Raw genomic sequence first — 25,308 nt, 5'->3', positions numbered from 1 at the left:
AAAGTTGTCAGTTTCTCCGGCCATCGTCCGGCTCGCGCGCATTGCGCCAGCCTCTGATGAGCAAAAATAATCAAAAGAACAGTGGAGCGGCCATGCAACAGATCAGATCGCAAGTGACCGAGCGCGACGGCTTGTTTGAGCTCGAAGCCGGCAGCGATGTCCTCGACAGTCCCCGATACAACCACGACATGGCACCGACCAAGGTGCGCGAACGAACCTGGAACAAATGGCACATCACCGCGCTGTGGGTCGGCATGGCGATCTGCGTGCCGACTTACACCCTCGGCGGAGTGCTCACGGCCTACTTCGGCCTGACCGTGGGCGAAGCGCTGCTGGCGATTCTGTTCGCCAATATCATCGTGCTGATCCCGCTGACCCTGAATGCCTTCCCCGGCACCAAGTACGGCATTCCGTTTCCGGTATTGCTGCGCTCGTCCTTCGGCATTCTCGGTTCCAACATCCCGTGCCTGATCCGCGCCCTGGTGGCGTGTGGCTGGTTCGGCATCCAGACCATGTTCGGTGGGCTGGCGATTCACCTGTTTCTCGGCTCGGTGTTCGATGGCTGGAAGGCCCTTGGTGGTACCGGCGAGGTGATCGGCTTCATGCTGTTCTGGGCCTTGAACCTGTGGGTGGTGATTCGCGGCGCGGACTCGATCAAATGGCTGGAAACCCTCTCGGCGCCGTTGTTGGTGCTGGTGGGCGTGGGCCTGCTGGTGTGGGCTATGCCAAACGTGTCGATGACCGAGTTGCTGGCGATCCCGGCCAAACGTCCGGAAGGCGCCAGCGTGGTCAGTTACTTTGCCGCCGGGCTGACGGCCATGGTCGGCTTCTGGGCCACGCTGTCGCTGAACATCCCGGACTTCAGCCGCTACGCGAAAAGCCAGAAGGACCAGATCGTCGGGCAGATCATCGGTTTACCCCTGACCATGTTCCTGTTCGCCTCCCTCGGCGTGGTGATGACGGCCGCGTCGGTCAAACTGGTGGGTGTCACTGTCTCTGATCCGGTCACCCTGATCGGCCATATCCAGAGCCCGGTCTGGGTCGCACTGGCCATGGCGCTGATCATCATCGCCACCTTGTCCACCAACACTGCGGCCAACATCGTGTCGCCAACCAACGATTTCCAGAACGTCGCGCCCAAGTACATCAACCGCACCACGGCGGTGATGCTCACGGGGTTGGTCGGGTTGGCGCTGATGGCCCATGAACTGCTGAAAAAGCTCGGGCTGATTGTCTCGGATCTGAGCCTGGAGACGGTGTATTCCAACTGGTTGCTGGGCTATTCGAGCCTGCTGGGGCCGATCGCCGGGATCATGGTGGTGGACTATTTCCTGATCAAGAAACAGCAACTGGATTTGGCCGGCCTCTACCGTGACGACGTGTACCCGGCGTGGAACGGGTTTGGCTTCATCGCGTTCGGCGTGCCGGTGGTGTTGACGCTGCTGTCGCTGGGCAGCGATGCCTTCAGCTGGTTCTACAGCTACGGCTGGTTCACCGGCTCGGCCCTGGGAGGGCTGATTTATTACGGGTTGAGTTCGATGCGGCCGAGTCCGACTGTCGTGAAATCTGCGGTGTGAGAGGTGGCCCCGCTCTCACAGGGGATCGCATTTCCAATGTAGGAGCTGCCGAAGGCTGCGATCTTTTGATCTTGCTCTTGGGCGGCCCCGAAAAGATCGCAGCCTTCGGCAGCTCCTACAGGGGGAATGCATTCCAAATGTGGGCGCGGGCTTGCTCGCGAAGACAGCATCAAATACACCAAAAGTTCGCCTGAATGACCCAATAACAACTGCCTGAGGAGATCACCATGAACGCTGCCGTAGACGTTCTGCAATCCACCCATCAGCACATCAACCGCGACCGTTTGTGGCAGTCGCTCATGGAGCTGGCCAAGCTCGGTGCGACGGTCAAGGGCGGTGTCTGCCGGCTGGCCCTGACCGACCTCGACCGCCAGGCGCGCGATATCTTCGTGAAGTGGTGCGAGGAGGCCGGTTGCACGGTCAGCATCGACGCCGTCGGCAACATCTTCGCCCGTCGCCCGGGTCGCAATCCGAACCTGCCACCGGTGATGACCGGCAGCCACATCGACACCCAGCCCACCGGCGGCAAGTTCGACGGTTGCTTCGGCGTACTGGCCGGGGTCGAAGTCTTACGCACCCTCAACGACCTCGGTGTGGAAACCGAAGCGCCGCTGGAAGTGGTGGTCTGGACCAACGAGGAAGGCTCACGCTTCGCCCCGTGCATGATGGGCTCCGGCGTGTTCGCGGAAAAATTCACCCTTGAGGAAACCCTGGCCAAGGTCGATGCCGAGGGCGTGACCGTCGGCGAAGCCTTGAACGCCATCGGTTACGCCGGGCCGCGCAAGGTCAGTGGTCATGCCGTGGGAGCGTATTTCGAGGCGCACATCGAGCAAGGCCCGATTCTTGAGGACGAACACAAAACCATCGGCGTGGTGATGGGCGCGCTGGGGCAGAAATGGTTCGACCTGAAACTGCGCGGTGTCGAAGCCCACGCCGGCCCGACGCCAATGCACTTGCGCAAGGACGCGCTGGTCGGCGCCGCGGTGATCGTCGGCGCAGTCAATCGCGCCGCCCTCGGCCATCAACCCCACGCCTGCGGCACTGTCGGCTGCCTGCAAGCCTATCCCGGCTCGCGCAACGTGATTCCCGGCGAAGTGCGCATGACCCTGGACTTCCGTCATCTGGAACCGGCGCGACTCGATTCAATGATCGCCGAAGTCCGCGAGGTCATCGAAACCACCTGCGAGGAACACGGCCTGACCTTCGAACTGACACCCACCGCCGACTTCCCGCCGCTGTATTTCGACAAGGGCTGCGTCGAAGCGGTACGCGGTGCGGCTCAAGGGCTCGGTCTGTCGCACATGGACATCGTCAGTGGAGCAGGGCACGACGCAATCTTCCTCGCCGAACTCGGCCCGGCCGGGATGATCTTCGTGCCTTGTGAAGGTGGTATCAGCCATAACGAAATCGAAAACGCCGCGCCGGATGATCTGGCCGCCGGGTGCGCCGTGTTGTTGCGGGCGATGCTGGCAGCGTCGCAGGCGATTGCCAGTGGTGAATTGGGGGCCTGAAGATCAAAAGATCGCAGGCTTCGCCAGCTCCTACAGGGATCGTGTACACCCGAGGATGTACGCAATCCCTGTAGGAGCTGCCGCAGGCTGCGATCTTTTGACTTTGATCTTTCAAACCCAAATGGCATCCCACAAGGGGTAATCGCCGACTCGCTTGACCAATCCCGCACGCAACGGATTCATGACGATGTAGCGCGCGGCATCCTTCAAGTCTTCATCACGACGTAATGCCCGGTCGTAATATCCACGCTGCCACAGACGTCCTTGATCGCCACGCACAAGATTGATCGATCGGCTGCTTCTGGACTTGATGCGACACATCAGCTCGGCCAATGTGCCGTGCTTCAACTCCATCAACCAATGCAGGTGATCCGACATAACAACCCAGGCCATGGAGATAACGAGTGATGCTTCATCGGCACAACGAAGCTGATCAACCAAAAGCCGTCCCAACCGCCAATCCACGAACACCTGCTCGCGTTGATGAGCGACGGCGGTCAATAGATAAATACGACCAGATTCGGAAAATCGAGCTTTGCGCAGGTGACATCCATTTGCAGCGACAGGCATTCCTTTGCCTCCTTGAAGTGTGTTGTCGGATGAACGTTAGCCGCTAGCGCGAGTAGCGTGGATGAAAGCATTTTCGGAATATTTCGAATGCACCCCAAGACGGCGTACATCGGTGACATACGGATGCACGCAACCCCCGTAGGAGCTGGCGCAGCCTGCGATCTTTTGATCTTGATCTTTTGGGGGGCGCTGAAAATCAAAAAATCGCAGCCTTCGGCAGCTCCTACAGGAGGCCGAGTAAACTCGTGATCACGTGGATATACGCTACCAGTACACCGTGATCGCGCGGATGTATGCACTATCACAAACGCCTGCGGTCGTAATCTTCACTGGGCAGCGCGCAAAAGTGCCGCCGCAATTGTGGAGTTCCAATGAGCCAGGACGTCCTGAGCACTGAAACCAATCGCCGTCAGTTGCAGCAAATCATCGCTGGCCTGTCCGATGGGGTGATTCTGCTGGAGCTCGACCAGACCATTCTCTGGGCCAATGACGCCGCGCTGGCCATGCACGGTGTCAGCGAGATTGGCGAGTTGGGGGCCAATGCCGGGGAGTACGCCAAGCGTTTTGCCTTGCGTTATCGCAACAATCATCCGGTAGCGATCGAGAACTATCCGATCAGCCGCGTGGCCCGTGGCGAGACGTTCAGCGATGTGATGGTGGAGGTGACGCAGCTGGAAAATGAAGAGCGCACCTGGGTTCACAGCGTGCGCAGCATGGTGCTGGCGGACCGTGCCGGTGAGCCGGAATCGTTGGTGCTGATCATGAACGACGTCACCGACTGGGCCAGCGCCGAGCAGCGTTTCGAAAAGACCTTCAACGCCAACCCGGCCCCGGCAGTGATCTGCCGCCTCAGCGATTTACGCTACATCAAGGTCAACCAGGGCTTCGTGGAAATGACTGGCTATGCCCGTGATCAGGTGATCGGCGCTTCGGCTTATGAGCTGGATGTGCTGGAGCGCGCCGAGAACAAGGACTTGGCCAAGCAGCGTTTGCGTGACGGCGCCACCATTCCGCAGATGCAGGCCGAGCTGCGATTGGCCGACGGTGGCAGCAAGCAAGTGATCGTTGCCGGCCAACCGCTTGAGCTCAACGACGAAGCTTGCATGCTGTTTTCCTTCGTCGACATGGAGCTTCGGCACAAGGCCGAAATCGCCCTGCGCCAGAGCGAGGAACGGTTCGCCAAAGCGTTTCGCCTCACTCCGGTGCCGATCCTGGTGTGCCGCGCCGCCGACCAAGTGGTGATGGACGTCAACGAAGCCTTTCTCGAGTCTCTGGCGTACCCCAGTGATGAGGTGCTCGGCAAGACCGTGGCGCAACTCGGTTTCATTGATGAAGCGGGCGCTCGCACTCGACTGTTTACAGCTCTGGAGAAGACGGGGCGGGTGGATCGTGTCGATGTCAGGGTGCGCAGAAAGGATGCCGGGCTGATTGATTGTGCGGTCTCGGCGGACACCGTGAACATTCAGGACGGCTCTTGCTACCTGCTGGTGTTGATGGACATCACCGAGCGCAAACGTACCGAGCTGGAGTTGGTGTCGGCGATCGAAGAGGTGATGAAAGATGCGTCCTGGTTCAGCCGCACGCTGATCGAAAAACTGGCCAATGTGAAGAACGTCAACTCGCCGCAGTTGCCCAGTGTATCGTTCACCGACCTGACCACCCGGGAGCGCGATGTGCTCGGCCTGATCTGTGAAGGCCTGGCCGACAAGGAGATCGCCGCGCGCCTGAAACTCGCGCCCAATACAGTGCGAAATCATGTGTCGACGGTGTATTCCAAACTCGATGTGCATAGCCGTAGCGAGGCGATTGTCTGGGCTCGCGAGCGAGGTCTGTTCTCCGGCGTGAAGCGGATCAAGGGGCAACGTTAAGGTGCAAATGCACTAGTGCGGGTGGTGCAATTTCATGTATTGATCATATGGGGCTTTTTCTAGGCTGTCGGGGTGCGAGACGTGGCTTGGGCCCGGTATCGCGTCCTCTTCGATGCAGCTGAAGGAACAACCTCATGGGTGCGAAAAGAACAAGCGGGCAGTCGACTTTACGCTGTCGCCAAGGTGAGTCGGGATGAGTTACCTGGTGCAATTGCGTATGCAGTTGGAGCGGAGCTTTTTGCCGTTGGCCTGTGAGTGTGCGCTTGCCGGGGATAATTCGTTGACGGTGAAGCTTTACCATCCGGCGACAGGGCAGGTGGATCTGGTGGTCAGCGGGTTGAACGTGGCGACGCTCCGGACGCCGGAGGCAGTGGCGGCGTTGATTGAAGAGCTGCGCTATGAGCTTGAAAGCAGTGGCTTGAATCGATCCTCCGCTCTTTAGGCGTCATATCCCGCAGGCCTGCGGTAATGCAGTGGTTACTGTCTTTCTGGCATTGGCGGGTAGCTAAGCTATAAGGAATGCGAGGGTATTTCTTTTCTGTGACAGGGCCGCGGGTTCGCGGGGTGGTTTTCGAGTCGCGGAAAATGTCGATTACTTACCGCGGGTCAGCCTATGAACAGTTTTGGGAAATGTGCTTTTTCACCTCTGTCGCTCGCACTTTGCGTGGCGATTCTGGGTGGTTGCGCCAGTCCGCCGCCTCCACCCCCGGCCGTACCACCACCGACACCGGTTCGTACCTGTTCGACCACCGAAAGCACCGATGTACAGGGTGATATGAGGGCTGAAGGGCAGGTGACCCGAACCACGACCCTGACCCGTTGCGTCACTCAGTAAACCGGGTCCGGTGTACCGCCAGTAGCACGTGCAACTGGCGGTGTATGACCTGAGCGTCGGTTCAGACTTCCTCGATCCTGACCCACCGCGACTCCCGTGCCGCCAGACGAATTGCCGTCGCCAGGCGTTCGACTTCCCACGCCTGCTCGAAATCGGTCCCGTCCTGGCCGAGACCGGCCAGCGCCATCACCAACTCATGCACTTCAAGGGTCTTGAGTTCGTTGTAACCCAACTGGTGCCCCGGCGCCGGGCTGAAGGCGGCGTAACCCGGCAAATCCGGCCCCGCCAGCAGCCGTTGGAAACCGCCTTGCCCGGCACGATACAGCCGCAGTTCATTCAAGCGTTCCTGATCGAACGCCAGGGTGCCTTGGGTGCCGCTGATTTCAAAACTCAGGTGATTCTTGTAACCGTGTTTGAGCCAGCTACTGCTGAACGTCCCTCGTGCGCCGTTGGCGAACCGCAGCAACGCGTGGACCTGATCGTCGACCGCGACCTCGCGTCGTTCCTGACCACCCGCCGTCACGGGGCGTTGCGCATGCACGGTCTGGGTATCCGCGCACACCGCCTCGACGTCGCCCAGCAGATGACGGGCCATGGCCAGCAAGTGACTGCCCAGGTCCGCGAGGGCGCCGCCGGCGTAATTGGCGTCGCAGCGCCAGGACCAGGGTGAAACGGGATCGGCCATGAAGTCTTCGCTGAACTCGCCCTGGAAACTGATGATCTGCCCCAGCGCGCCGTTTTGAATCAAATCCCGAGCCAGGCCGATGATCGGGTTGTGCTGATAGTTGTAACCCACCCGCGTCACCACGCCTGCGGCTTTGGCTGCAAGGTGCATGGTACTGGCCTGCTCGAGGCTCACGGCCAGCGGCTTTTCGCAATACACCGGTTTACCGGCGGCGATGGCAGCCATGGCCATGGGGTAGTGCAGATGATTGGGGGTGGTGATGGCGATCAGGTTGACCTTGGGGTCATCGATCAGTTGTTGCCAGTCGCTGTGAGCAGCATCGAAGCCCCAGGCGTCGGCGCAGTGGCGGGCGCGCTGCGGGTCGGCGTCGGCAAGGGCGGTGAGTTTGAGCTTCAGCGGCAATTCAAAAACAGCGCTGACATTGCGAAAGGCCAGGGCGTGGGCGCGGCCCATGAAACCTGTGCCGATGAGTCCGATACCGAGTTCGCGCATAGCCGGGGTCCTTTGGATTTTTATTTTCAGGAGGGCTATTTATGGAATAAAAATTCTCAATATGCAATAAAGTGGAATAAATATTCTTTTTCTTGGCGAGGTCAGGAAGCGCTGAGAATGGCTACATCGCCTTGCGTCATTGCCTACAACAACGCCGGAATCTGCCGGCTTGTGCGTCTTGTTAGCGGCCTCTATCGTTTCCAGGTGTGCAGATCAGCCACAAATTGCGGGCATTAATGACGGGACAAACACCACAGACTATATTGGCCACTAATTAATCAAGTTTGAGCAATGCAACCAAGCTCGAATAGAGGTGGCTATGTCGAAGGATCTCGAAAAAACGGCCTATGTTTTTGTTGATGGTGACCGTCACGAAGCTAAGGTTGTACGTGATTCTGCAGGATTCCAGCACGGCGGCATTGTTCGGCTAACGAATGGCAAAATCGTTAGCGGTCGTACCGGTGCTGCCGGAATAAACGCCGAGAAGACATACGGACTTATCGCCGCAGCGGTTGCAAAGAGTGGATCAGGAGTAATGCTGGATATGGATAGAGAGGGACACAAAGCATCGACTGGGACTGGCTGGGTCATGGTTGGTTCTAACGGTAGCAGGCTATCAGCCGCCACTTGTGCTTCGGTACGTATCGATGAATACGCTACTGAAATGCTCAAGGATCCGGACAAGGTTCGGGAGTTCTTCAAACGTGTGAATGGCGAAACCAAGGCTCGCTGATGTATTGCATTTCTCCTTCTTTTGTTCTTGGTTTCCATGGGTGTGAGCGAGAAATTGGGGAGCGTGTGCTGGCTGGAGAAGCAACACTCCTTGATAGCACTAATGACTATGATTGGCTTGGTCGCGGCGCCTATTTTTGGGAAAACAACCCGCAGCGCGCGTTAAGTTTTGCGACCAATGCACAAAAACGGAGCTCTATCAAAAATCCATTCGTGATTGGGGCAGTGATTGACTTGGGGCGTTGCCTGGATTTCACAACTGAGAGTGCGTTGCGTGAAATCTGTCAGACCTACCTCTGGCTTGAAGCCGCCTCAAAAGAAGAAGGCGGTCAACCTCTTAAGAAAAATAGTCAGTATCTACGTCGTTTGGATTGTCAGGTCATTGATGCGTTGCATACCTTCCGGGAGCTTACAGAGGCACCTGCGTATGATTCCGTTCGTTCACCATTCTGGGAGGGCGAATGTCTTTATCCTGATACAGACTTTATGCATGAAACGCATGTTCAGCTGGCGATCCGTAACGTAAAGAGTATCAAGGGCTATTTTAGAGTTCTGGATTTGACAGGTAAGCCGGTTGAGTTTGTGCGGGGTGAATAGTGCCGTCTCTGGCCCAGTCCCATCTATCAAACGATTACCTGACACCCGATGCATCTCAGAAACAGGCGAGAGTCTTCCACGAGTCCTCCGGTAAAACATCAAAGGCAACCCTGAGGCTGCCTTTGGTTTATTCGCAAAACCGAATCAGGACAGAAACCCGCCATCCACATTCAGCGAAACCCCGGTCGTATAGCTCGAAGCATCACTCGCCAGGTACAACACCGCACCGGCCATTTCACTCGGATCCGCCACGCGCTTGAGTGGAATCTGCTGCAATGCGGTGTTCAAAATTGCCTCGTTCTTCACCAGCGCCGATGCAAACTTGGTGTCGGTCAAACCCGGCAGCAAGGCGTTGCAGCGAATGCCGAACTGCGCGCATTCCTTGGCGAACACCTTGGTCATGTTGATCACCGCTGCCTTGGTCACCGAGTAGATGCCCTGGAAGATCCCCGGCGAGATGCCGTTGATCGAGGCGACGTTGATGATGCTGCCGCCACCGTGTTCGCGCATCAGCTTGCCGGCTTCCACCGACATGAAGAAGTAGCCGCGAATGTTCACGTCGACGGTTTTCTGGAAGGCGCTGAGGTCGGTGTCCAGCACGTTGCAGAACTGCGGGTTGGTCGCGGCATTGTTGACCAGGATATCCAGGCGCCCGAATTGTTCGCGGATGGCGGCGAATACCTGGGTGATCTGTTCCATTTCACCAATGTGGCAGGCAATGGCGGTGGCCTTGCCGCCGGCGGCGATGATCGCGTCGGCGACGTGCTGGCAGCCGTCGAGCTTGCGGCTCGACACGATCACGTGGGCACCTTGCTGCGCCAGCAGTTTGGCGATGGCTTCACCGATGCCGCGACTGGCACCTGAGACGAAAGCGATCTTGCCGTCGAGGTCGAACAACTGAGTCTTGGACATGATTTTTCCTTGTTATGGGGCCTGATCAGAGGCTGGATTTCTGAATGACCTGCAAGCTCATCTGCTCCAGCAGTTTGTTCATGTGAATGAACTGTGCGAAGCGTTTGTCCTGGGTCTGACCATGGAAGAAGCGGTAGTAGATCTGCTGCACGATGCCGGCCAGACGGAACAGGCCATAGGTGTAGTAGAAGTCGAAATTGTCGATCTGGATGCCGGCGCGCTCGGCGTAGTAATCGACGAATTCGCGGCGGGTCAGCATGCCGGGGGCATGGCTTGGCTGGCGGCGCATCAGTTGCACCGGTGCCGGGTCGTCGGCTTCGATCCAGTAGGCGAGGGTGTTGCCCAGGTCCATCAGCGGGTCACCGAGGGTGGTCAGCTCCCAATCCAGCACACCGATGATCTGCATCGGGTTGTTCGGATCGAGGATCACGTTGTCGAAGCGGTAATCGTTGTGGACGATGCTCGACGTCGGGTGATCGGCTGGCATCTTGTCGTTGAGCCAGGCCTTCACCGTTTCCCACTTCGGCGCGTCCGGGGTCAGGGCTTTTTCGTAGCGCTCGCTCCAGCCTTTGATTTGCCGCGCGACATAACCTTCGGGTTTACCGAGGTCACCCAGGCCATAAGCCTTGTAGTCGACTCGGTGCAGTTCGACGAACTTGTCGATGAAGCTCTTGCACAGGGTTTCGGTCTTCGCTGAATCAAGGCCCAGTTCCGGCGGCAGTTCGGAGCGCAGGATGATGCCCTTGACCCGTTCCATCACATAGAACTCAGCGCCGATCACCGATTCGTCAGTGCAGTGCACATAGGCTTTGGGGCAATAGGGAAAACCGTCCCGCAGCTGATTGAGGATGCGAAATTCGCGGCCCATGTCGTGGGCGGACTTGGCTTTGTGGCCGAACGGCGGCCGACGCAGGACGAATTCCTGTTCGGGGTATTCCAGCAGGTAAGTCAGGTTCGACGCACCGCCCGGAAACTGGCTGATCACAGGCAAGCCACTCAGGCCCGGAATGTGCGCCTTGAGGTACGGATCGATCAGGCTGGCATCGAGTTCTTCGCCAGAGCGGATACGGGTGGACTGGTCAGTAAGCGCCATGCTTATCCCTTCTGCTTATTTTGGAGGCCAGACATCATTGGCTAATCTAATGGCGCGCTGGGGTGGCCACAAGCGCGGCACGGTCTTATAGGTTAGCGTGTTGCCGGATAATCAGCGTTCCTGATGTGCGCGAACAGGCGCGGCGGACTATGGTTCAGGGAGCGTCGCTTCCAGGAAGGAGATTCGACATGGGCTGTCCGCAAGTTTGCGCCACCGCGACCCTGCAATGCAGTTTCGGCGCGGCGCCGGCGGTACTCAACGTGCTGCCAGTGAACCGCACAATGACCGGGGGCATGCCGGCGGCGAACATCATGGACCACATTCCGTTGGTGAACGTCATGCCGTTCGGCACGTGCATGAGCATGGCCAACCCGATGGTCGCGGCCGCCACCGCCGCGGCACTCGGCGTGCTGACGCCGATGCCGTGCATCCCGGCCACCGCCACCCCGTGGATCCCCGGCGGCGCGCCGACCCTGCTGCTGGGCGGCATGCCGGCCATCGATGCCAACAGCACCTTGATGTGCAACTGGGCCGGAGTGATCAAAATCGTGATGCCGGGGCAAATGCAGATGCTGATTCCCTGATCCCACAATCTTTGTAACAGCTGGCGAAGCCTGCGTTCGGCCGTAGCAGCTGTCGAGCTTGCGAGGCTGCGTTCGGCTGCGAAGCAGTCGTAAAACCTGAGACTGCGGTACATCAGGCAGACTGCGTCAGCCGGACTTGCGACTGCTTCGCAGCCGAACGCGGCCTCGCGCTGCTCGGCAGCTGCTACAGAGCTCAGGCTTGCTCGGGATCGCTCCAGCGCCTGAACCACCAGCGCACTCGTGAGATCGGCTTGCCGTCGGCGTCCAATGGTCGTCCGTCGCTGGCGAAGCCCTGTTCCGGTTCCAGCAATTGACCGTTGAGATACCGGGCTTCGACGGCCGGCTTGCCGTTCGGATGAAAGCGTTGATAGCGCCCGTCGCGCACGCCGTCGCGGTAAAACTCGACCTCCGCCAGTCGCCCATCGGGAAAGTAATTGAACGCCTCGCCATGCAGCAGCCCTCGGCGGTAAGTCGCCTTGCGCTGCAGACTGCCTTCGGGGGCATAGAAACTGGCAACCCCCTGCAGCTTGTCATGCACAAACGGCAACTGCGCCGAGACCTTGCCATTGGGGTGGTAGAGCAGGGTGGTGCCTTGCAGCTCGCCCCGGTTGTAGTGCAAATCAGCCTGCGCGCGCCCGTCATCCTTGATGTGCAGCGCACCGTCGAGCTGGCCATCGAGCAGGCGCCCTTTGAGCTGTTTATCGTTCTGTTGCAAATCCAGCGGCGTGATGGCCATGGGTTCTCCTTGTCAGTTGACCTGCACCAGACCCCCCTTGATGGTTAGCATGCCGCCGCCATCCACGGTCTGCGAAGCGGCACCCTTGTTGGTCAGGCTGATCCCGGCATCGTTGGTCATGGTCGTGCCGGCCTTGTTTTCCAGTGAGGTACCAGCCTGATTGCTCAGAGAGGTCCCGGCCTTCTGACTGATCGAAGTACTGGCCTCGGCCGCCAGATCGGCGCCGCTCTTGATCGAAAAACTGCCGCCGCTTTGCAAGGTCAGGGTGCCGGTCACCTTGATGGTCAGGTTGCCGTCAACCGTCAGGCTGTAATCACCGGTGACCTTGTGCGCGTAATTGCCACCGGTACTGTGGGTCTGGTCGGCGCCCACGGTCACCGTGCGGCTGTCCTTCACATCGAGCGTGTCGCTGCCGGTCTGGATGGTCACGCTGCGTTTGCCTTTCTCCAGGGTCACGGTCTCGTCGCCGTCTTTCACCGTGCGCGTGCGAGCGTTCTGCACGGTCAGGGTTTCATCGTGGCCGACCGTGGCGGTGCTGTCGTTGAGCACGTTGATCTTCAGGTCTTTCTGCGCCTGCAAAAACACCTCTTCGGCGTCTTTCTTGTCCTCGAAGCGCAACTCGTTGAAACCGCCGCCGCCCTTGGACGATTGGGTCTTGATCCCGGACTGGGTCTGATTCGCCGGCAGCGCATAGGGCAGGGCGTTGTCACCGTTGTAGACGCAGCCGGTTACCAGCGGTCGATCCGGATCGCCATCGATAAAGGTCACGATCACTTCCTGGCCGATGCGCGGCACGAACTGCATGCCGAAGCCCTTGCCACTCCAGGGCAGTACAACTCGCACCCAACAGGAACTGGTTTCGTCGTTCTTGCCGTCGCGGTCCCAAGGGAACTGCAGCTTGATCCGGCCGTATTCGTCGGTCCAGATTTCTTCGCCCGACTTGCCGACGACAATTGCCGTTTGCGGGTGCATGCGCGGTTTGGGGGTGATGCGTTCCGGGCGGTACGGCGTGGCCTTGGGGATTGCCTCGAAGCGATTGCGATAGCTGTCGTGACTGGCGTCATGTGTCACCGCCGTCACTACCCAATCGATGTTCAACGTTGAATCATCGTGCCCGGCGAGGGTGAACCAATGCCCCGGCACCAACCAGCGGCAGTCGCTTTCTCCAACGAAACGCTTCTCCTGACTGCGCAAGCCGTCGACCCGCTGCTTGGTCAACTCATCACCCCGAGCCTTGGCGTTGTAGCCGCCCGGATGCTCGTACATCGAACGCGGCCCGGCCACCGCTTCGGCCTGGCCGTAAAGCGATGTGGTCGGCGTGGTGAACTCGTAATCCGTCGCCCGGTACACTCCGGCCACCGCCTGCACGCAGACCTGCCCGGAACGAATACCGTGTAGCTCACGTTCGCCCAACTGCTGGCCGAGATAGCTCACTTTGGGCCCATTGGGGATCGGCACAAACGCATCGTTACTGTCACCCAGCACCAGCGTGTGCTTGCCGTCCTCGTGGGTGAAGAACCAGAAAATTCCGTCTTCCTCCAGCAACCGCGAGACGAACGCGAAATCGGTTTCGCCGTACTGCACGCAGTATTCGCGCGGGGTGTAGCTGCCGCTGAGTGAGAGCTTGAAGTCGGTGAAGGCGTGGGCCTTGAATATCGTAGTGACGATGTCAGAGGTACTGAGGTTCTGGAACACCCGGTTATTGCTAGCCAGGGTCAGCCACCAGAGCCATGGCCGCAGTACAAGCTGATAGCGCTCGGCGGTGGCATCGGCGGGCAATTGACGGATTTCGGCGACCAGCGCGTCCAACGGGCGAGTCAGGGCGTCGTTGTGCAGGGTGGCGGTGACGTGGGTGGCGACGGCGGTGGTCAGGGAGAGAGTTGCGCCGTCGTTGAGGCCGTTCAGTGTGTGCCGACCCAATCGGTTGAGCGCTTCTTCGCCCGAAATGGATTCAGGGTAAAGCGCCGCCAAGGACGCAGCGATGAGCGACAGGCTGGTGTTGGTATCAATCGAGCGGGCCATGGAGCACCTTTGTCATCAGTAACATAGAATCAGCCGCCTCATGCAGCCAGCCTATAACGGACCTGAGTAAAGTGGCTGCATAAGCTTTTCGCTATTTCGATATTTTTTATAGATATTGATCTGTCCTGGATTCGTCTTCATCTTTTACTCCGTCAGCACTCTATCCCGTTAACTTTCCAGTATTGTTTCCACTCTTCGGGTGTGGTGATGTATTCGATGCATATCTCCAGGTATTTGTCAGGTCCCCACAGTTTGTCGTACACCAGGCGGGTGGCACCGTAATTGATGTGCGGATTTAGTTTTATCAGCGCTTGAGTGAAGCGTTCGGCAGTTGAGATGACGAAGTGGACTTGGGGGTCGCTTAAACCCAGAACGTTTCCGGGGCGTGTTCGTAAGTGCACGATCAGCGCCACCGCAAAGTTTGCAGAAAATGGCGAAAGGTCCGTGGATTGAGCGATATAGGCTGCCAGTTGTGTACGGTTGCTGGTGTTGAAGTTTATATCCCATTCAAAATCTATATCATGCAGGCGATCATGCCCGGCGTCTGGATTCGGTGAGCCTTTGGGGAGTACGCCAGCACTGGTTGTGAAGTCGGGTGTTGAATGCATGACGAGACGTCTTTGCGAGGAAACCGTGACAGGCATATATTCATTGAGTGCCTCAATACTTGCCATAACCATGGCGATTCCTTCTGTGGGTCTGGCAGCAGCAGGAAGTGTGTTGCTGATATCTTTATAGCTGGCCAGCTTGATGCTTCTGGTATTGTTTTCAATAAGTCTTTGCGGGTCACCTTGCAACCATAGTGTGTCCTTGCCGAACCCGGCTTCACTGCTCATTGCCGAGCCAACGATAATGAGAGAACGGTTTTCAGTGCCGATGGCCAGCAATGAGGGCTTTGAACTGATAGCAAAATTTTTGTCGTAAAAGGCAACCAGACTGGAGTGAATGCCAGGGTCTAGAATTGTTTTTATTCCTTTTGTCAGATGGTCTGCTCCTAGTGCATAGACGAATAGGTCGACAAGTTGTACTACGGATTGTCCATCTTTGTTTTTAAGTGTCAGTTTCAGTTTGCCTGTCTCTAGGTCGCGCACAACTTTCGTAAGTTTTAAAACGTCCCTGACTTTCTCGAAGTCTTTTTCTATCGCGCTGTTTCTGTTGCCGGCGGGAAAGGCTTCGCTAAAACGAGCTTCAGCGTCCCATGGATTCTCGCCGCTTCCGGGACGAGTGAACCATAAAAGAACTTGCATTTTTCTCATGGCGGCTAACTCTACCACCCATGATGCTGTCGCCGAACCACCGTAAACGGCAACAGTCGCATCAGCGATATTTGAGTCGTCAGGCATTGTCCAGTCCGGATCCATGAATTCATTGCCCCCGACTATCGAGCCCTTGAATGCCTCGACATTGACCTCGGAGGGCTTGCCGTCCTCTTCCATCAATGCGCGCGGGGTGCCAGGGCCCATTGCGATAATTACCTGGTCACAGGTAATTCGCCCACCCACGCGGCCGTCCAGTTTCAGTGAGTAAGCAGCCCCGGTTTTACTTATGTTGGTGACATAAGAGAAGGGGATCTGGACATGGCAATGTTGGTTTAGATAGTACTTTATAACGGTCGAGAATAGACCCGCCTTCATGAAATCGGCTCCCGGAACCGGCTGACTGGAAAAACCACGGTCTTCGCGACCAGTACCTAAAAGGTTACCCGTTAGTAATTGCTGTGGTTGTCCCATGGCATGGTGTGGTGACATTTTTTGCCACAGATCGGGGCCGCCCAGTAAATGGATATCCCCCAGCGTTTTGTTGATGGACTTTAAGTACTGTTGGATTGAGATGAGATAGGCTGCCGCCGAAATACCTGTTCCAATGACAATTGTACTGGGCATGATTCACATCCTTGATATTGTTATGGGCGCTCGGGTTGGTTCGCCTTTTGGGTCTGTGCTTTGGAAAGGGGACAGGTTTATTTTTAGTGTCGCCTAATTAAGCTGTGGTTTTAAAAATAAATAAGTCCCGTTTATACTTGGTTGTTCGTCATGGTTCACCTTGTTTGGTGTTGTCTTTTATTTTGGCTATGGCGCTTTCTTCTCCATTAGAAGACTTGATAAGGGTTTTGTTGTTAAGGGCATAGTAAGTATTGTTGTATTCAAGGCTACCAAACAGGTTGTTGGGTATGACAAAATTGCTGGAGCCCTCGAAATATAACGGAGTGGGGGCGGCATTCGTTCGGGCAGACGGAAACTTAATCGCAAGTGAGTTGCTCAGTAGCGTATTGCCAATGGGTTGAGAAAGATCGTAAGTAGGGCCTGAGAGAAAAAAATCCAATAATTCGTTCGGTTCATTGGCGTCGGGCAGATTGGGGATGTTGAAGTCCTTATAAAGATAGAGAAGCTCTTTCATGTGTTCTTTGTATATTTCCTGCATGGCTCGTCGGGTGGAAGGGTCTGCTGTGTTGATGTAATTGATTGGGCGGGTGACTTCTTGTTCCAGGATGTACCTGTCTTCCATAAGATTTTCCATGTCGAAGTACTCGCGCAATTTTCTTTTGTCTCCGCTCAAGAGTGCTTTATAAGTTTCGTTATCCCGGTAATACGCACGTTCTGCAGCCAGGCTGGCAAAAAGATTGTTGTTTCCTTTTGTAGCGACGTAAGTGCCAGGTTGGGGGTTAGGTAAAGAGATTTTTGAGTCGGTAAGTAATTGCTGTATGGGTGGGAATGAGTTTGGGGAGTTCCCGTTATATCGGTAAGGCTTCAGACTGTTGTCAAATACAGTTACTTTGCTTTTATCGGGCTTTCCGAAAGTGTCGACATGGCGTCTTTCTATAATTCTGGCAACCTTTACCCCAGAGGCTAGCCTCTGTACCGGCAACACTCCCTGATGTTGCAGTGTCGTTGAGACTATGCTTGCTCTGATCGGGCTATAGATGGCCATTAATTCCTGCGGGTCCACACGAGTGGTTAGTCGTCTCACGAGGATCTCCTTTGATTACTGGAAGTGCTCCATTAGTTGTGTCCGCTCGGTGAGTCAATAAGTAGAAGTTTCAGTCTGGTCGTCCTGGCATTACTCCAACACCCACTCCGCCAACTTCCCCGTCACCTGGGTCATCAACACATTCTCAACATCCCTTGCCCCGGCAGCACTGCACTTGGCCAACACCGCCTGCACAATTCCGGCGTCAAACTCAAACTGCTTGCCGGTCGCGGCCTTGTACCGGCCGCGCAATTTCTCCAGCTTCGCCAACACAATTCCTTCCAGCGTCGTTTCATCCAGCGGCCGATACGCCACCACCGTCATGCGCGCCAGAAACGCCGGGCGAAAGGCTTTCAGCAGCACGTGATGCAGCACTTCGTTGAAGGCATCGGTGCCCAGTTGAGCGGTCGGTGTGTCGAGCAGTAACTCAGCCCCGACGTTGCTGGTGGCCAGCATCACGGTGTTTTTGAAGTCCACCACCAGCCCGGTGCCGTCTTCCATCACGCCTTTGTCGAAGACGTTGTAGAAAGCTTCGAGCACGTCCGGGTGGGCCTTTTCGATTTCGTCGAGCAGCACCACCGAATAGGGTTTGCGCCGCACCGCTTCGGTGAGTACACCGCCGCTGCCGTAGCCGACGTAGCCGGGCGGGGCGCCTTTGAGTTGGCTGACGGTGTGGGCTTCCTGGTATTCGGAAAGGTTGATGCTGATCAGGTTGCGTTCGCCGCCATACAGTGCGTCGGCCAGGGCGTAAGCGGTTTCGGTTTTGCCGACGCCGGTGGGGCCGACCAGCAGGAACACGCCGACCGGTTTTTGCGGGTCGGTGAGGCCGGCGCGATAGGCTTGCAGGCGTTGGGCGATGGTGTTCAGCGCGGTGCTCTGGCCCATCACCCGCAGGCCCATGCGCTGGCCGAGGGTGCGCACGGCGTGGGCTTCGTCGGCGAGCATCTTGCCCACCGGGATGCCGGTCCAGCCGGCGATCACCGCGGCCACGGTTTTGCCGTCGACCTGTTCCGGTACCAGCGGATCGTCCTGGCGAATGGCGTCCAGACCGGCCTCCAGGCGCACCAGTTCGGCGGCCAGATGATCGATGCGGCTGTCGGTGGCTTCGTCCGGTTTATCGTTGTCGGCGCGTTCGCTCAAGGTGAGTAATTCGCGACGGGTTTCCAGCAGTTCGCGCACGGCGATCCGTTCTTCGTTCCAGCGGGTTTCCAGTTCGCGAATGGCCTGCACGTTACCCACGGATTCGGTTTCCAGCAGGGTGATGCGTTCACGGTGATCAAGCCCGGTGGCCTGTTCGCGGCGCAGGCGTTCGACTTCCTCCTTGAGACTTTGCTGGCGATGACGCAGGCTTTCCAGCGGTGGCGGCACGTCATGCTGGCCGAGGGCGACCCGGGCACACGCGGTGTCGAGCACGCTGATGGCCTTGTCCGGTAACTGGCGCCCGGAGATGTAGCGGTGGGACAGTTTCACCGCTTCGTGGATCGCCGCGTCCAGCACCTGCACACCGTGATGCTGTTCCAGTTTCGCGGCCATGCCCCGGAGCATTTCTACAGCGGTGATTTCGTCCGGCTCCTCGACTTGCACCAACTGAAATCGCCGGGCGAGGGCCGGGTCTTTCTCGAAGTATTTTTTGTACTCAAGCCAGGTGGTCGCGGCCAGGGTGCGCAGCTCGCCACGGGCCAGCGCCGGTTTGAGCAGATTGGCCGCGTCGCTGCCGCCTTCCGCGCCGCCAGCGCCAATCAGGGTGTGGGCTTCGTCGATGAACAGAATGATCGGTTTGTCGGCGCTGCGCACCGCGTCGATCACGCCTTTGAGCCGCTGCTCGAACTCGCCCTTGACCCCGGCGCCAGCTTGCAACAGACCGAGGTCGAGTACCCGCAGGCTGACCTCTTGCAGCGACGGCGGTACATCACCGGCGGCAATGCGCAACGCCAGGCCTTCGACCACCGCCGTCTTGCCGACCCCCGGTGCGCCGACCAGGATCGGGTTGTTCTGCCGACGTCTGAGCAGGATATCGATGCACTGTCGAATCTCGCCGTCGCGGCCGACGATGGGGTCGATGCGCCCGGCGTGGGCATCGGCGGTCAGGTCCTGGGTGAACTGGTCGAGCACCGAATCCTGTTTCGGTTGCGGATGGCCGGTACTGACCGGCCGCGTGCCGCCAACGTGTTCGCGCGAGTTTTCGGTCCACTCCAGCAAATTGCTGCGCAAGGCTTCCCGTGGAATTTTCAACAGCGACGAGGCGCTATTGAGCAGCAGGCTGCGACGTTCATCACGGTCGAGCAGGGCCAGTAGCAGCAAACCCGAGCGAATGCTCTCCAGGCCAAGCACACTGGCCTGAACCACCGCGTCTTCAAGCAGGCCGATGGTGTGCGCCGAGAGCGCCGGGGTGCGGGTGCTGCCGGATTTGAACAGTTCCAGGGCCTTGTTGATTTCCGCCGTCAGGGCATCGCGCTCCAGCCCGAAGCGCGGCAGCAGCCAGGCGAAGTCACCGCCCTCGATGTCCAGCAACTCCAACAGCAAGTGTTCGATTTCGACGTAATGATGACCCCGTTGCAGGCAGCGCTGCGCGGCCCGTTCGAGGGCACGGCGGTTGTCCGGGTTGAGGCGTCCGATCAGACTGGCCAGTTCCATGTTCAGGTGATCTCCAGCTGACGAAGGCGGGTTTCGATCCGTTGCACGGCAAGGCTGGTCTGGCGTTGCAGGCCGCCGTTCCAACTGAGCAAGGGCGGGGCCTGGCGACCGAGTTTCATCGGACTGGCACCGCGCACCAACAGCACCAGTGTGCAATCCAGGTCGGGGCCGAAATACAGCGCGCTGAGACTGGCCAGTGCCGGATGGGCTTCACCGTCCGGCAGAAACCGCGCCGCCTGCGCCGAGGTCAGCGGGCCGAGGGTCAGACGGATGCCGGCGTGTTCATCCCAGACCCGAGTGCCGGCCACCGCGTTGCGGCCCAGCTGCAGATTGCGCCCGCCCGGTTGCAGTCGACTGCGACTGGCCGGCGGAATCTCCCGCCAGGCACCTTCATAGGCGCTGAGTTCTACTGGCAGTTCGAAGTGCTCGCGCACGATCGCGGCGAAGCCGGCCAGGGAACGACGACCGTCGGCAAATAGCGCGCTGCACGCCAGTACCGCAGAGTCGGGTACGGCCTGGCGTTCCTGCAAGGCTTTGGGCAACAGCCCGGTCAGCGCCCGCAGTTGCGCCTGCACCGGCGACGCGCCGGGGGCTGTGAAGCCGACGGCGATCCGGTGTTTGCGCATCACCTTGTACAGCAGGCTGAGCAAGCGATGCTGGAACAGGTCGAGGAATTCGGCCGGGGCATAGTCCTTGGCGCGGGCCCGTTGTTGCAGCCATTCCTGATAGGCGTAGGGCAGGGGGCCGTCCGGCCCGCCGAGGCCAAACACTGGGGTCGTGAGCGTCGGGGGCTGGTCAGCTTCCTGAGTCAGGCTTTCGATTTCACTGGCGGAAAACAGCGGCGTAAGCGGCCCGCGCAGGCGCAAGGCTTCCGCTTGGGGGGCGGTGCCGCTGCCCAGGGATTCGGCTTGCGGGTGTTCGCGCTCCAGCAGCAACAATGCTTGCAGCAACTGGAACGCCTGCGGATCGCGCCGCAGCTTCTGACTCAGGCTCAGAGGGAGAGCGGCATGCCGGCTTGGGGTTGCCATGTCTTGACCTCCTTGTCTGACTGGACCAGAACCGTGCGCACGAAGCGATTGGCCGTGGCATAGAGTGAAAAGAACTGCGCCAGCACCGCGGAAAACAACACCGCGCTGCTGCCGACGAAATGCTGCGGATCGAGTTGCAGCTGAACCTCCAGCCCATTGCGCCAGCCGCGCCACGCGTCTTCGCCGACGTGGGCGATCACTCGTTCGCAGCCGAGGCTTAACAAGCCGTCGATTTGCCGCAAGGCGCTGGCCTCGTCACGCAGGTTGTGCAACTGGAGGATTTCCTTGAGGGCGTCCAGCGCCTGCGGCCCCTCGACCAGTGACAAATGATTGAGGGTCAGTTGCGACACCAGCCGCCAACGGGATTCGCCATCCAGTCGCGGCAAACTCTGCGGGCTCGGCGGGTTGCGCAAACGGGCCCAGGCCACCGGCCCCGGTCGTTCGAAACCCAGGGGCGTGCGGGCCGGCAGGCTCTGGGCCAGATGCCGGTTGGTGCACAGCAGTTCGGCGGTGAGGCTGTATTCGCTGGCCTCGGTCAGCGGATCGAGTCGGGTGTCCACCAGGCTCACCATCAGGTCGGTGCCCAGCCGATTCGGGGTCATGCCGCTGACCCGTCGCGCATGCCAATAGCACTGTTTGTCGCCGCCGATATGCTGGCTGCCGTAATACGCTGGCACCCGCTGCACGCCCTGGCTTGAGCTGGCGCGCATGGCGCGGATGCTGTGGATCTCGACGCTGTTTTCCCGGTGACTGTCGGCGACCAGGCGATACTCGCTGCGGGTGCCGTCCGGGCGCAATGGTTCCGAGGTACGTGGAAACAGGTTGATCACCGGTGCGCAGCCCAGGGCGAAGTCGCTGGCCTGAAGGTGCAGGCGGTTGGCCGGGGCGCGGTCGAACACGATGTACAGGTACAGCGGCTGGCTGTCGCTGGCGGCGCCGGCCAATGGAATGTCGAAGAAGTTGAATTTGTCCGGGAACGCAAAGTACTCGGCGAGCAGGCGCATGCCCGGATGCACACCATCCTCGTCCGGCAACAGCACTTCGTCGCTGGCAAAACCGACGATTTGCGGCAACCCGGCCAGCATGACCGGCACGCTGCCGACCGGTCCGGCCAGCACCTTCACCGCGTGGGCGCCGAGCAGGTCATACAGGCAGGCGTTGATCACCGGCGAGGCGGCCAGGTGCACGCGTAATTGTTTGATGGCCAGCGTCGACCACTGGCTCTCACCCAGGCAACGCAGGCTCAGGCGCAAGGCCGAGCGTGCTTGCGCCACACCGGTCAGGGCCTGGGCTTCATCGCTGCCCAGCAGCAGCGCTTCGTTGATTTCCACCGGCCACAATCGAACCGCGGCGCTGGTGCGAAAGTGGATGCTCTCGCCTTTGCTGGTGGTGACGAATAGCGGTGTGTCGCGGGGCAATGGATAACCATCGTTCAAGTTGCCCTTGCTCGGGTCCGGCTCGAACTGCACGATCGCGCAGGACGGCAACGGCCGCATGGCCAACGGGTAAAGCTGTTCGAGCAAGGCGTCGCTGAACTCGGCATAGTCGTCATCGAGCCGCCGTTGCAGGCGTGCCGCGAGCAGGGCGAAACCTTCAAGTAGCCGCTCGACATGTGGGTCGGGGCATTCACCGGGGGACAGTTCCAGGCGTCTGGCGACCTTGGGATATCGCTCGGCAAAAATGCTCCCGGCGTGGCGCAGCCAGGTCAGTTCGCGTTGGTAGTAATCGAGCAGTTGCGGGTCAATCGAGTCGCTCATGACGCACCTCAAGACCATGGCTGGCCTTCTCGATGACAAAGGCCACGGGCCAGTGCTGCTGGCCGCTGCGTAACTCGCCCACCAGCCGAATGCTCAGTTGCTGCGGATGGCCGGGGACCGGATTGACCTGGACCTCGCCCAGTTGCAGGCGCGGTTCGAAATGGCTGATGGCCTCGCGGATTTCCCGTGCCAACTGACGACGGTCATCGCTGCGCTGCTGTTGCAAGGCGGTCCAGTCAGCGATGCCGTAGTCGAGAATGCTCGGCGGAGAGGTCAGCGGACGTGAGCCGCGTCGGGTGTTGAACAGGCGCAGCAACTCCGTGTGCACCGAGTCGAGCAGCCCCTGGCGATCGAACACCTGCACGGTGTCGACCTCGCTGGCGGCGAGGCGCTCGAACAACGGTGGGAGCATGCCGGTGCCTGCCATGGCCGACGCGTCCGCTTACTTGACGAGCTTGTTGGCGGCCATGTCCCAGGTCGAGGCGGCCGTGCCTTCCTTGGTGCCGTCGTCTTTCTGGGCGGTGAGCTCCCACTTGATCTTGGTGAAGTTCAGGGAAATGGTTTCCACCGGTTTGCCACCCGTGCCGCCGCTGACGCTGACGTTGGACAGCACCACGTTGGTCAGGGTGTAGATGATGAACGGCATCAACTGACCGCTGCCTTCGGCGGCGTTACGGCCGATGGTGATCTTGGCTTCGGGGATCGGTTTGCCGGCGCAGCAATATTCGTTGAGGGAAGGCGTCGAGCTGTCGACGAATTTGGTCAGGGTGAACTCGCCGATGTGCGGCTTGCCGGAGGTGCGCTCCGAGTTGCTGACGTCGTTGGTCACCTGCATGGCCACGTTGTGGCTGTAGGACATGACTTCGATCTTGTCCTTGTAACCCTCAAGCAAGCTATCGCCTTTGATGTCGCCGCCGAGGTCGAGAATGATTGCATCCATCGCATGAAACTCCTGAAGATTATCGCGATAAGTGGGGGTGAATGCCCAATCCAATCAATTAAGCCAAACACTGAGCCTGTTAAGCCGAACACCGAACCTGTAAGGCCACACACCGAACCTGTGGCGAGGGAGCTTGCTCCCGCTGGACTGCGTAGCAGTCCCATTTTTTGGGGCCGCTTCGCACCCCAGCGGGAGCAAGCTCCCTCGCCACAAGTTTTAGTGGAACCACAGACCTCAATGGGGCCACAGGTTGCAGTGGTCAGGCGGCTACCGGTGGCGGCAGGGTCGCGACCAGGCGGATCGACGCGGTCAGTTCCTCAAGCTGGAAGTGCGGCCGCAGGAACACCGTGGCCTTGTAGGCTCCCGGCTTGCCGGCGACCTCGGTCACATCCACCCGGGCTTCACGCAACGGGTACTGCGCCTTGATCTCTTGCGGCGCGTTGTCGTTGATCAGCACGTAGTCGGCGATCCAGTTGTTGAGGTAGGTCTGCACATTGTCGCGGGTCATGAAGCTGCCGACTTTGTCGCGCATGATCACCTTCAGGTAGTGCGCGAAACGCGAGGCCGCGAGCACGTACGGCAGCATCGCCGAAATCCGCGCGTTGGCGTTCGCCTCGTTGGTGTTGTAGACCTTGGACTTGTTGGTGGTCTGGCCGCCGAAGAACACCGCCACGTCGCTGTTTTTCTTGTGGCACAGGGCGATGAAGCCGAGGTCGTTGAGTTCTTTCTCGCGACGGTCGGTGATCGCCACTTCGGTCGGGCATTTGAGCGACAGGTCGCCGGAGGTTGTACGGAAGGTATGGGCCGGCAGGCCTTCCACCGCACCACCGCCTTCGGCACCGCGAATCGCCGCGCACCAGCCGTATTTGGCGAAGGCTTCGGTGATCCGTTGCGACAAGGCCCACGCGGCGTTGCCCCACAGGTATTTGCCGTGGTCGCTGCCGTTGACGTCTTCGACGTAGTTGATGCCTTCCACCGGCGACGTGTCAGGACCGTAAGGCAGGCGCAGCAGGAAGTGCGGCAGCACCAACGATACGTAGCGCGAATCTTCGCTTTCACGGAACGAGCGCCACTTGATCAGCTCCTGGCTCTCGAACACTTTCGACAGATCCCGTGGCACGGCCAGTTCGGTGAAGCTGTTCATGTCGAACAACCGAGGGCTGGCGGCGGCAATGAATGGCGCATGGGCGGCCGCCGCGACGTTCGACAGTTTCTCCAGCAGGCCGATGTCCTGCGGGTGCCGACCGAAGGTGTAGTCACCCACCAGCAGGCTGAACGGATGGCCACCGAAGGTGCCGTATTCCTCTTCGTAGATCTTCTTGAACAGCGCGCTCTGGTCGAACTCGACGGCTTTTTCCAGGTCGTTCTGCAGCTCTTTTTGAGTCACGTTGAGCAGGCGCAATTTCAGTCGGGAACTGGTTTCGGTGTTCTTTACCAACAAGTGCAGGCCGCGCCAGGAGGCTTCAAGTTTCTGCAGGTCCGGGTGGTGCAGCACTTCGTTCAGTTGAGCGCTGATCAGCTCGTCGATCTGGCTGATGCGGTCGTTGATCATCGCCACGGTGTCCTTGTCGACGGCCATGCCTTCATCGAGGACCTGGGTGGCGAATTCCGCGAGCATGTCGCGGGCGTAATCCTGTTGGCTGTCGTCATGGGCCATGCGGCCTTTGGCGATTATTTCATCGAGCAAGGACAAGGTCTCGCTTGCACTGTCACTGGCTTGGGTCTGGGCGGCGGATGAGGCGGGCATGGCAAAATTCTCCCTGGGTGG

The 25,308-nt window shown here is 59.1% G+C and carries 21 protein-coding genes; 7 read left to right on the top strand and 14 right to left on the bottom strand.

Features of this window, described 5'->3' with window-relative positions; genetic code table 11:
- The first annotated feature begins 92 nt into the window (after window positions 1–92).
- Window positions 93–1,577: an NCS1 family nucleobase:cation symporter-1 gene (locus tag LOY36_RS15820; protein WP_258668730.1), complete on the top strand. Its 1,485-nt coding sequence runs from the start codon at window positions 93–95 to the stop codon at window positions 1,575–1,577.
- A 227-nt stretch (window positions 1,578–1,804) separates the two neighbouring features.
- Window positions 1,805–3,088, top strand: coding sequence for a Zn-dependent hydrolase (locus LOY36_RS15815; RefSeq protein ID WP_258668727.1), 1,284 nt, complete (start codon window positions 1,805–1,807; stop codon window positions 3,086–3,088).
- Between the two features lie 111 nt (window positions 3,089–3,199).
- On the opposite strand, the gene LOY36_RS15810 is transcribed toward LOY36_RS15815, so the two are convergent.
- The gene (locus LOY36_RS15810; protein ID WP_258668725.1) at window positions 3,200–3,658 is read right to left on the bottom strand and encodes an REP-associated tyrosine transposase; all 459 of its coding nucleotides are present in this window, start codon (window positions 3,656–3,658) and stop codon (window positions 3,200–3,202) included.
- 371 nt (window positions 3,659–4,029) lie between these two features.
- On the opposite strand from LOY36_RS15810, the gene LOY36_RS15805 reads away from it, so the two are divergent.
- On the top strand, window positions 4,030–5,526 hold the full coding sequence (locus tag LOY36_RS15805; RefSeq protein ID WP_258668723.1) for a helix-turn-helix transcriptional regulator: 1,497 nt from the start codon (window positions 4,030–4,032) through the stop codon (window positions 5,524–5,526).
- Window positions 5,527–5,719: 193 nt separating this feature from the next.
- A complete protein-coding gene (locus tag LOY36_RS15800; protein ID WP_019579377.1) occupies window positions 5,720–5,968 on the top strand; it encodes a DUF1652 domain-containing protein in 249 nt (82 codons plus the stop codon).
- A 454-nt stretch (window positions 5,969–6,422) separates the two neighbouring features.
- Here the strand turns inward: LOY36_RS15800 and LOY36_RS15795 are convergent, their stop codons facing one another.
- Window positions 6,423–7,538 carry a Gfo/Idh/MocA family protein gene (locus LOY36_RS15795; RefSeq protein ID WP_258668720.1) on the bottom strand — a complete coding sequence of 372 codons (1,116 nt, stop codon included), beginning with the start codon at window positions 7,536–7,538 and terminating at the stop codon, window positions 6,423–6,425.
- A 319-nt stretch (window positions 7,539–7,857) separates the two neighbouring features.
- On the opposite strand from LOY36_RS15795, the gene LOY36_RS15790 reads away from it, so the two are divergent.
- On the top strand, window positions 7,858–8,271 hold the full coding sequence (locus LOY36_RS15790) for a hypothetical protein (protein WP_019648913.1): 414 nt from the start codon (window positions 7,858–7,860) through the stop codon (window positions 8,269–8,271).
- Window positions 8,271–8,867 (top strand): hypothetical protein, encoded by a 597-nt coding sequence (locus LOY36_RS15785; RefSeq protein WP_258668718.1) that lies wholly within the window; start codon window positions 8,271–8,273, stop codon window positions 8,865–8,867. The genes LOY36_RS15790 and LOY36_RS15785 overlap by 1 nt, the downstream gene beginning before the upstream one ends.
- 144 nt (window positions 8,868–9,011) lie before the next feature.
- On the opposite strand, the gene LOY36_RS15780 is transcribed toward LOY36_RS15785, so the two are convergent.
- Together LOY36_RS15780 and LOY36_RS15775 are read right to left on the bottom strand one after the other, a co-directional pair.
- Window positions 9,012–9,779, bottom strand: a complete 768-nt coding sequence (locus LOY36_RS15780) for an SDR family oxidoreductase (protein WP_018929676.1) — start codon at window positions 9,777–9,779, stop codon at window positions 9,012–9,014.
- Window positions 9,780–9,804: 25 nt separating this feature from the next.
- Complete coding sequence (locus LOY36_RS15775; protein ID WP_019648915.1) at window positions 9,805–10,872, bottom strand: phosphotransferase family protein; 1,068 nt, start codon at window positions 10,870–10,872, stop codon at window positions 9,805–9,807.
- Between the two features lie 188 nt (window positions 10,873–11,060).
- Here LOY36_RS15775 and LOY36_RS15770 point away from each other — a divergent pair, with 188 nt between their 5' ends.
- Window positions 11,061–11,456 (top strand): DUF4280 domain-containing protein, encoded by a 396-nt coding sequence (locus tag LOY36_RS15770; protein WP_018929674.1) that lies wholly within the window; start codon window positions 11,061–11,063, stop codon window positions 11,454–11,456.
- A gap of 193 nt (window positions 11,457–11,649) precedes the next feature.
- On the opposite strand, the gene LOY36_RS15765 is transcribed toward LOY36_RS15770, so the two are convergent.
- The 10 genes from LOY36_RS15765 to tssC form a co-directional block, all read right to left on the bottom strand.
- Window positions 11,650–12,192 carry a toxin-antitoxin system YwqK family antitoxin gene (locus LOY36_RS15765; RefSeq protein WP_258668716.1) on the bottom strand — a complete coding sequence of 181 codons (543 nt, stop codon included), beginning with the start codon at window positions 12,190–12,192 and terminating at the stop codon, window positions 11,650–11,652.
- 12 nt (window positions 12,193–12,204) lie between these two features.
- Window positions 12,205–14,214, bottom strand: coding sequence for a type VI secretion system tip protein VgrG (gene tssI, locus LOY36_RS15760; RefSeq protein ID WP_258668714.1), 2,010 nt, complete (start codon window positions 14,212–14,214; stop codon window positions 12,205–12,207).
- 152 nt (window positions 14,215–14,366) lie between these two features.
- Window positions 14,367–16,097 (bottom strand): hypothetical protein, encoded by a 1,731-nt coding sequence (locus LOY36_RS15755; RefSeq protein WP_258668712.1) that lies wholly within the window; start codon window positions 16,095–16,097, stop codon window positions 14,367–14,369.
- A gap of 148 nt (window positions 16,098–16,245) precedes the next feature.
- A complete protein-coding gene (locus LOY36_RS15750) occupies window positions 16,246–17,181 on the bottom strand; it encodes a hypothetical protein (RefSeq protein ID WP_258668710.1) in 936 nt (311 codons plus the stop codon).
- Between the two features lie 90 nt (window positions 17,182–17,271).
- Window positions 17,272–19,815 carry a type VI secretion system ATPase TssH gene (gene tssH / locus LOY36_RS15745; protein WP_258668709.1) on the bottom strand — a complete coding sequence of 848 codons (2,544 nt, stop codon included), beginning with the start codon at window positions 19,813–19,815 and terminating at the stop codon, window positions 17,272–17,274.
- 2 nt (window positions 19,816–19,817) lie between these two features.
- Window positions 19,818–20,843 carry a type VI secretion system baseplate subunit TssG gene (gene tssG, locus LOY36_RS15740; protein ID WP_019648921.1) on the bottom strand — a complete coding sequence of 342 codons (1,026 nt, stop codon included), beginning with the start codon at window positions 20,841–20,843 and terminating at the stop codon, window positions 19,818–19,820.
- The gene (gene tssF / locus LOY36_RS15735) at window positions 20,807–22,600 is read right to left on the bottom strand and encodes a type VI secretion system baseplate subunit TssF (RefSeq protein ID WP_258668706.1); all 1,794 of its coding nucleotides are present in this window, start codon (window positions 22,598–22,600) and stop codon (window positions 20,807–20,809) included. Before tssF ends, tssG begins: the two co-directional genes overlap by 37 nt.
- A complete protein-coding gene (gene tssE / locus LOY36_RS15730) occupies window positions 22,584–23,027 on the bottom strand; it encodes a type VI secretion system baseplate subunit TssE (RefSeq protein WP_258668705.1) in 444 nt (147 codons plus the stop codon). The genes tssF and tssE overlap by 17 nt, the downstream gene beginning before the upstream one ends.
- A gap of 15 nt (window positions 23,028–23,042) precedes the next feature.
- Window positions 23,043–23,540: an Hcp family type VI secretion system effector gene (locus LOY36_RS15725; RefSeq protein WP_007937704.1), complete on the bottom strand. Its 498-nt coding sequence runs from the start codon at window positions 23,538–23,540 to the stop codon at window positions 23,043–23,045.
- Between the two features lie 259 nt (window positions 23,541–23,799).
- The gene (tssC, locus tag LOY36_RS15720; protein ID WP_019648924.1) at window positions 23,800–25,287 is read right to left on the bottom strand and encodes a type VI secretion system contractile sheath large subunit; all 1,488 of its coding nucleotides are present in this window, start codon (window positions 25,285–25,287) and stop codon (window positions 23,800–23,802) included.
- Window positions 25,288–25,308: the final 21 nt, after the last annotated feature.

The sequence above is a fragment of the Pseudomonas sp. B21-019 genome, assembly GCF_024749225.1.
In the GTDB taxonomy this organism is placed as follows: Bacteria; Pseudomonadota; Gammaproteobacteria; order Pseudomonadales; family Pseudomonadaceae; genus Aquipseudomonas.
The sequence above is the reverse complement of the archived record's forward strand: the minus strand, read 5'-3'. Positions and strand labels throughout refer to the sequence as shown.

What these genes read in the sequence shown, in the direction of transcription:
- LOY36_RS15725 (WP_007937704.1), bottom strand. Translation starts at nt 23,540, where the DNA reads ATGGATGCAATCATTCTCGACCTCGGCGGCGACATCAAAGGCGATAGC.
- LOY36_RS15790 (WP_019648913.1), top strand. Translation starts at nt 7,858, where the DNA reads ATGTCGAAGGATCTCGAAAAAACGGCCTATGTTTTTGTTGATGGTGAC.
- tssG (WP_019648921.1), bottom strand. Translation starts at nt 20,843, where the DNA reads ATGGCAACCCCAAGCCGGCATGCCGCTCTCCCTCTGAGCCTGAGTCAG.
- LOY36_RS15820 (WP_258668730.1), top strand. Translation starts at nt 93, where the DNA reads ATGCAACAGATCAGATCGCAAGTGACCGAGCGCGACGGCTTGTTTGAG.
- LOY36_RS15785 (WP_258668718.1), top strand. Translation starts at nt 8,271, where the DNA reads ATGTATTGCATTTCTCCTTCTTTTGTTCTTGGTTTCCATGGGTGTGAG.
- tssF (WP_258668706.1), bottom strand. Translation starts at nt 22,600, where the DNA reads ATGAGCGACTCGATTGACCCGCAACTGCTCGATTACTACCAACGCGAA.
- LOY36_RS15780 (WP_018929676.1), bottom strand. Translation starts at nt 9,779, where the DNA reads ATGTCCAAGACTCAGTTGTTCGACCTCGACGGCAAGATCGCTTTCGTC.
- LOY36_RS15815 (WP_258668727.1), top strand. Translation starts at nt 1,805, where the DNA reads ATGAACGCTGCCGTAGACGTTCTGCAATCCACCCATCAGCACATCAAC.
- LOY36_RS15770 (WP_018929674.1), top strand. Translation starts at nt 11,061, where the DNA reads ATGGGCTGTCCGCAAGTTTGCGCCACCGCGACCCTGCAATGCAGTTTC.
- tssH (WP_258668709.1), bottom strand. Translation starts at nt 19,815, where the DNA reads ATGGAACTGGCCAGTCTGATCGGACGCCTCAACCCGGACAACCGCCGT.
- LOY36_RS15765 (WP_258668716.1), bottom strand. Translation starts at nt 12,192, where the DNA reads ATGGCCATCACGCCGCTGGATTTGCAACAGAACGATAAACAGCTCAAA.
- tssC (WP_019648924.1), bottom strand. Translation starts at nt 25,287, where the DNA reads ATGCCCGCCTCATCCGCCGCCCAGACCCAAGCCAGTGACAGTGCAAGC.
- LOY36_RS15795 (WP_258668720.1), bottom strand. Translation starts at nt 7,538, where the DNA reads ATGCGCGAACTCGGTATCGGACTCATCGGCACAGGTTTCATGGGCCGC.
- tssI (WP_258668714.1), bottom strand. Translation starts at nt 14,214, where the DNA reads ATGGCCCGCTCGATTGATACCAACACCAGCCTGTCGCTCATCGCTGCG.
- LOY36_RS15775 (WP_019648915.1), bottom strand. Translation starts at nt 10,872, where the DNA reads ATGGCGCTTACTGACCAGTCCACCCGTATCCGCTCTGGCGAAGAACTC.
- tssE (WP_258668705.1), bottom strand. Translation starts at nt 23,027, where the DNA reads ATGGCAGGCACCGGCATGCTCCCACCGTTGTTCGAGCGCCTCGCCGCC.
- LOY36_RS15755 (WP_258668712.1), bottom strand. Translation starts at nt 16,097, where the DNA reads ATGCCCAGTACAATTGTCATTGGAACAGGTATTTCGGCGGCAGCCTAT.
- LOY36_RS15810 (WP_258668725.1), bottom strand. Translation starts at nt 3,658, where the DNA reads ATGCCTGTCGCTGCAAATGGATGTCACCTGCGCAAAGCTCGATTTTCC.
- LOY36_RS15805 (WP_258668723.1), top strand. Translation starts at nt 4,030, where the DNA reads ATGAGCCAGGACGTCCTGAGCACTGAAACCAATCGCCGTCAGTTGCAG.
- LOY36_RS15800 (WP_019579377.1), top strand. Translation starts at nt 5,720, where the DNA reads ATGAGTTACCTGGTGCAATTGCGTATGCAGTTGGAGCGGAGCTTTTTG.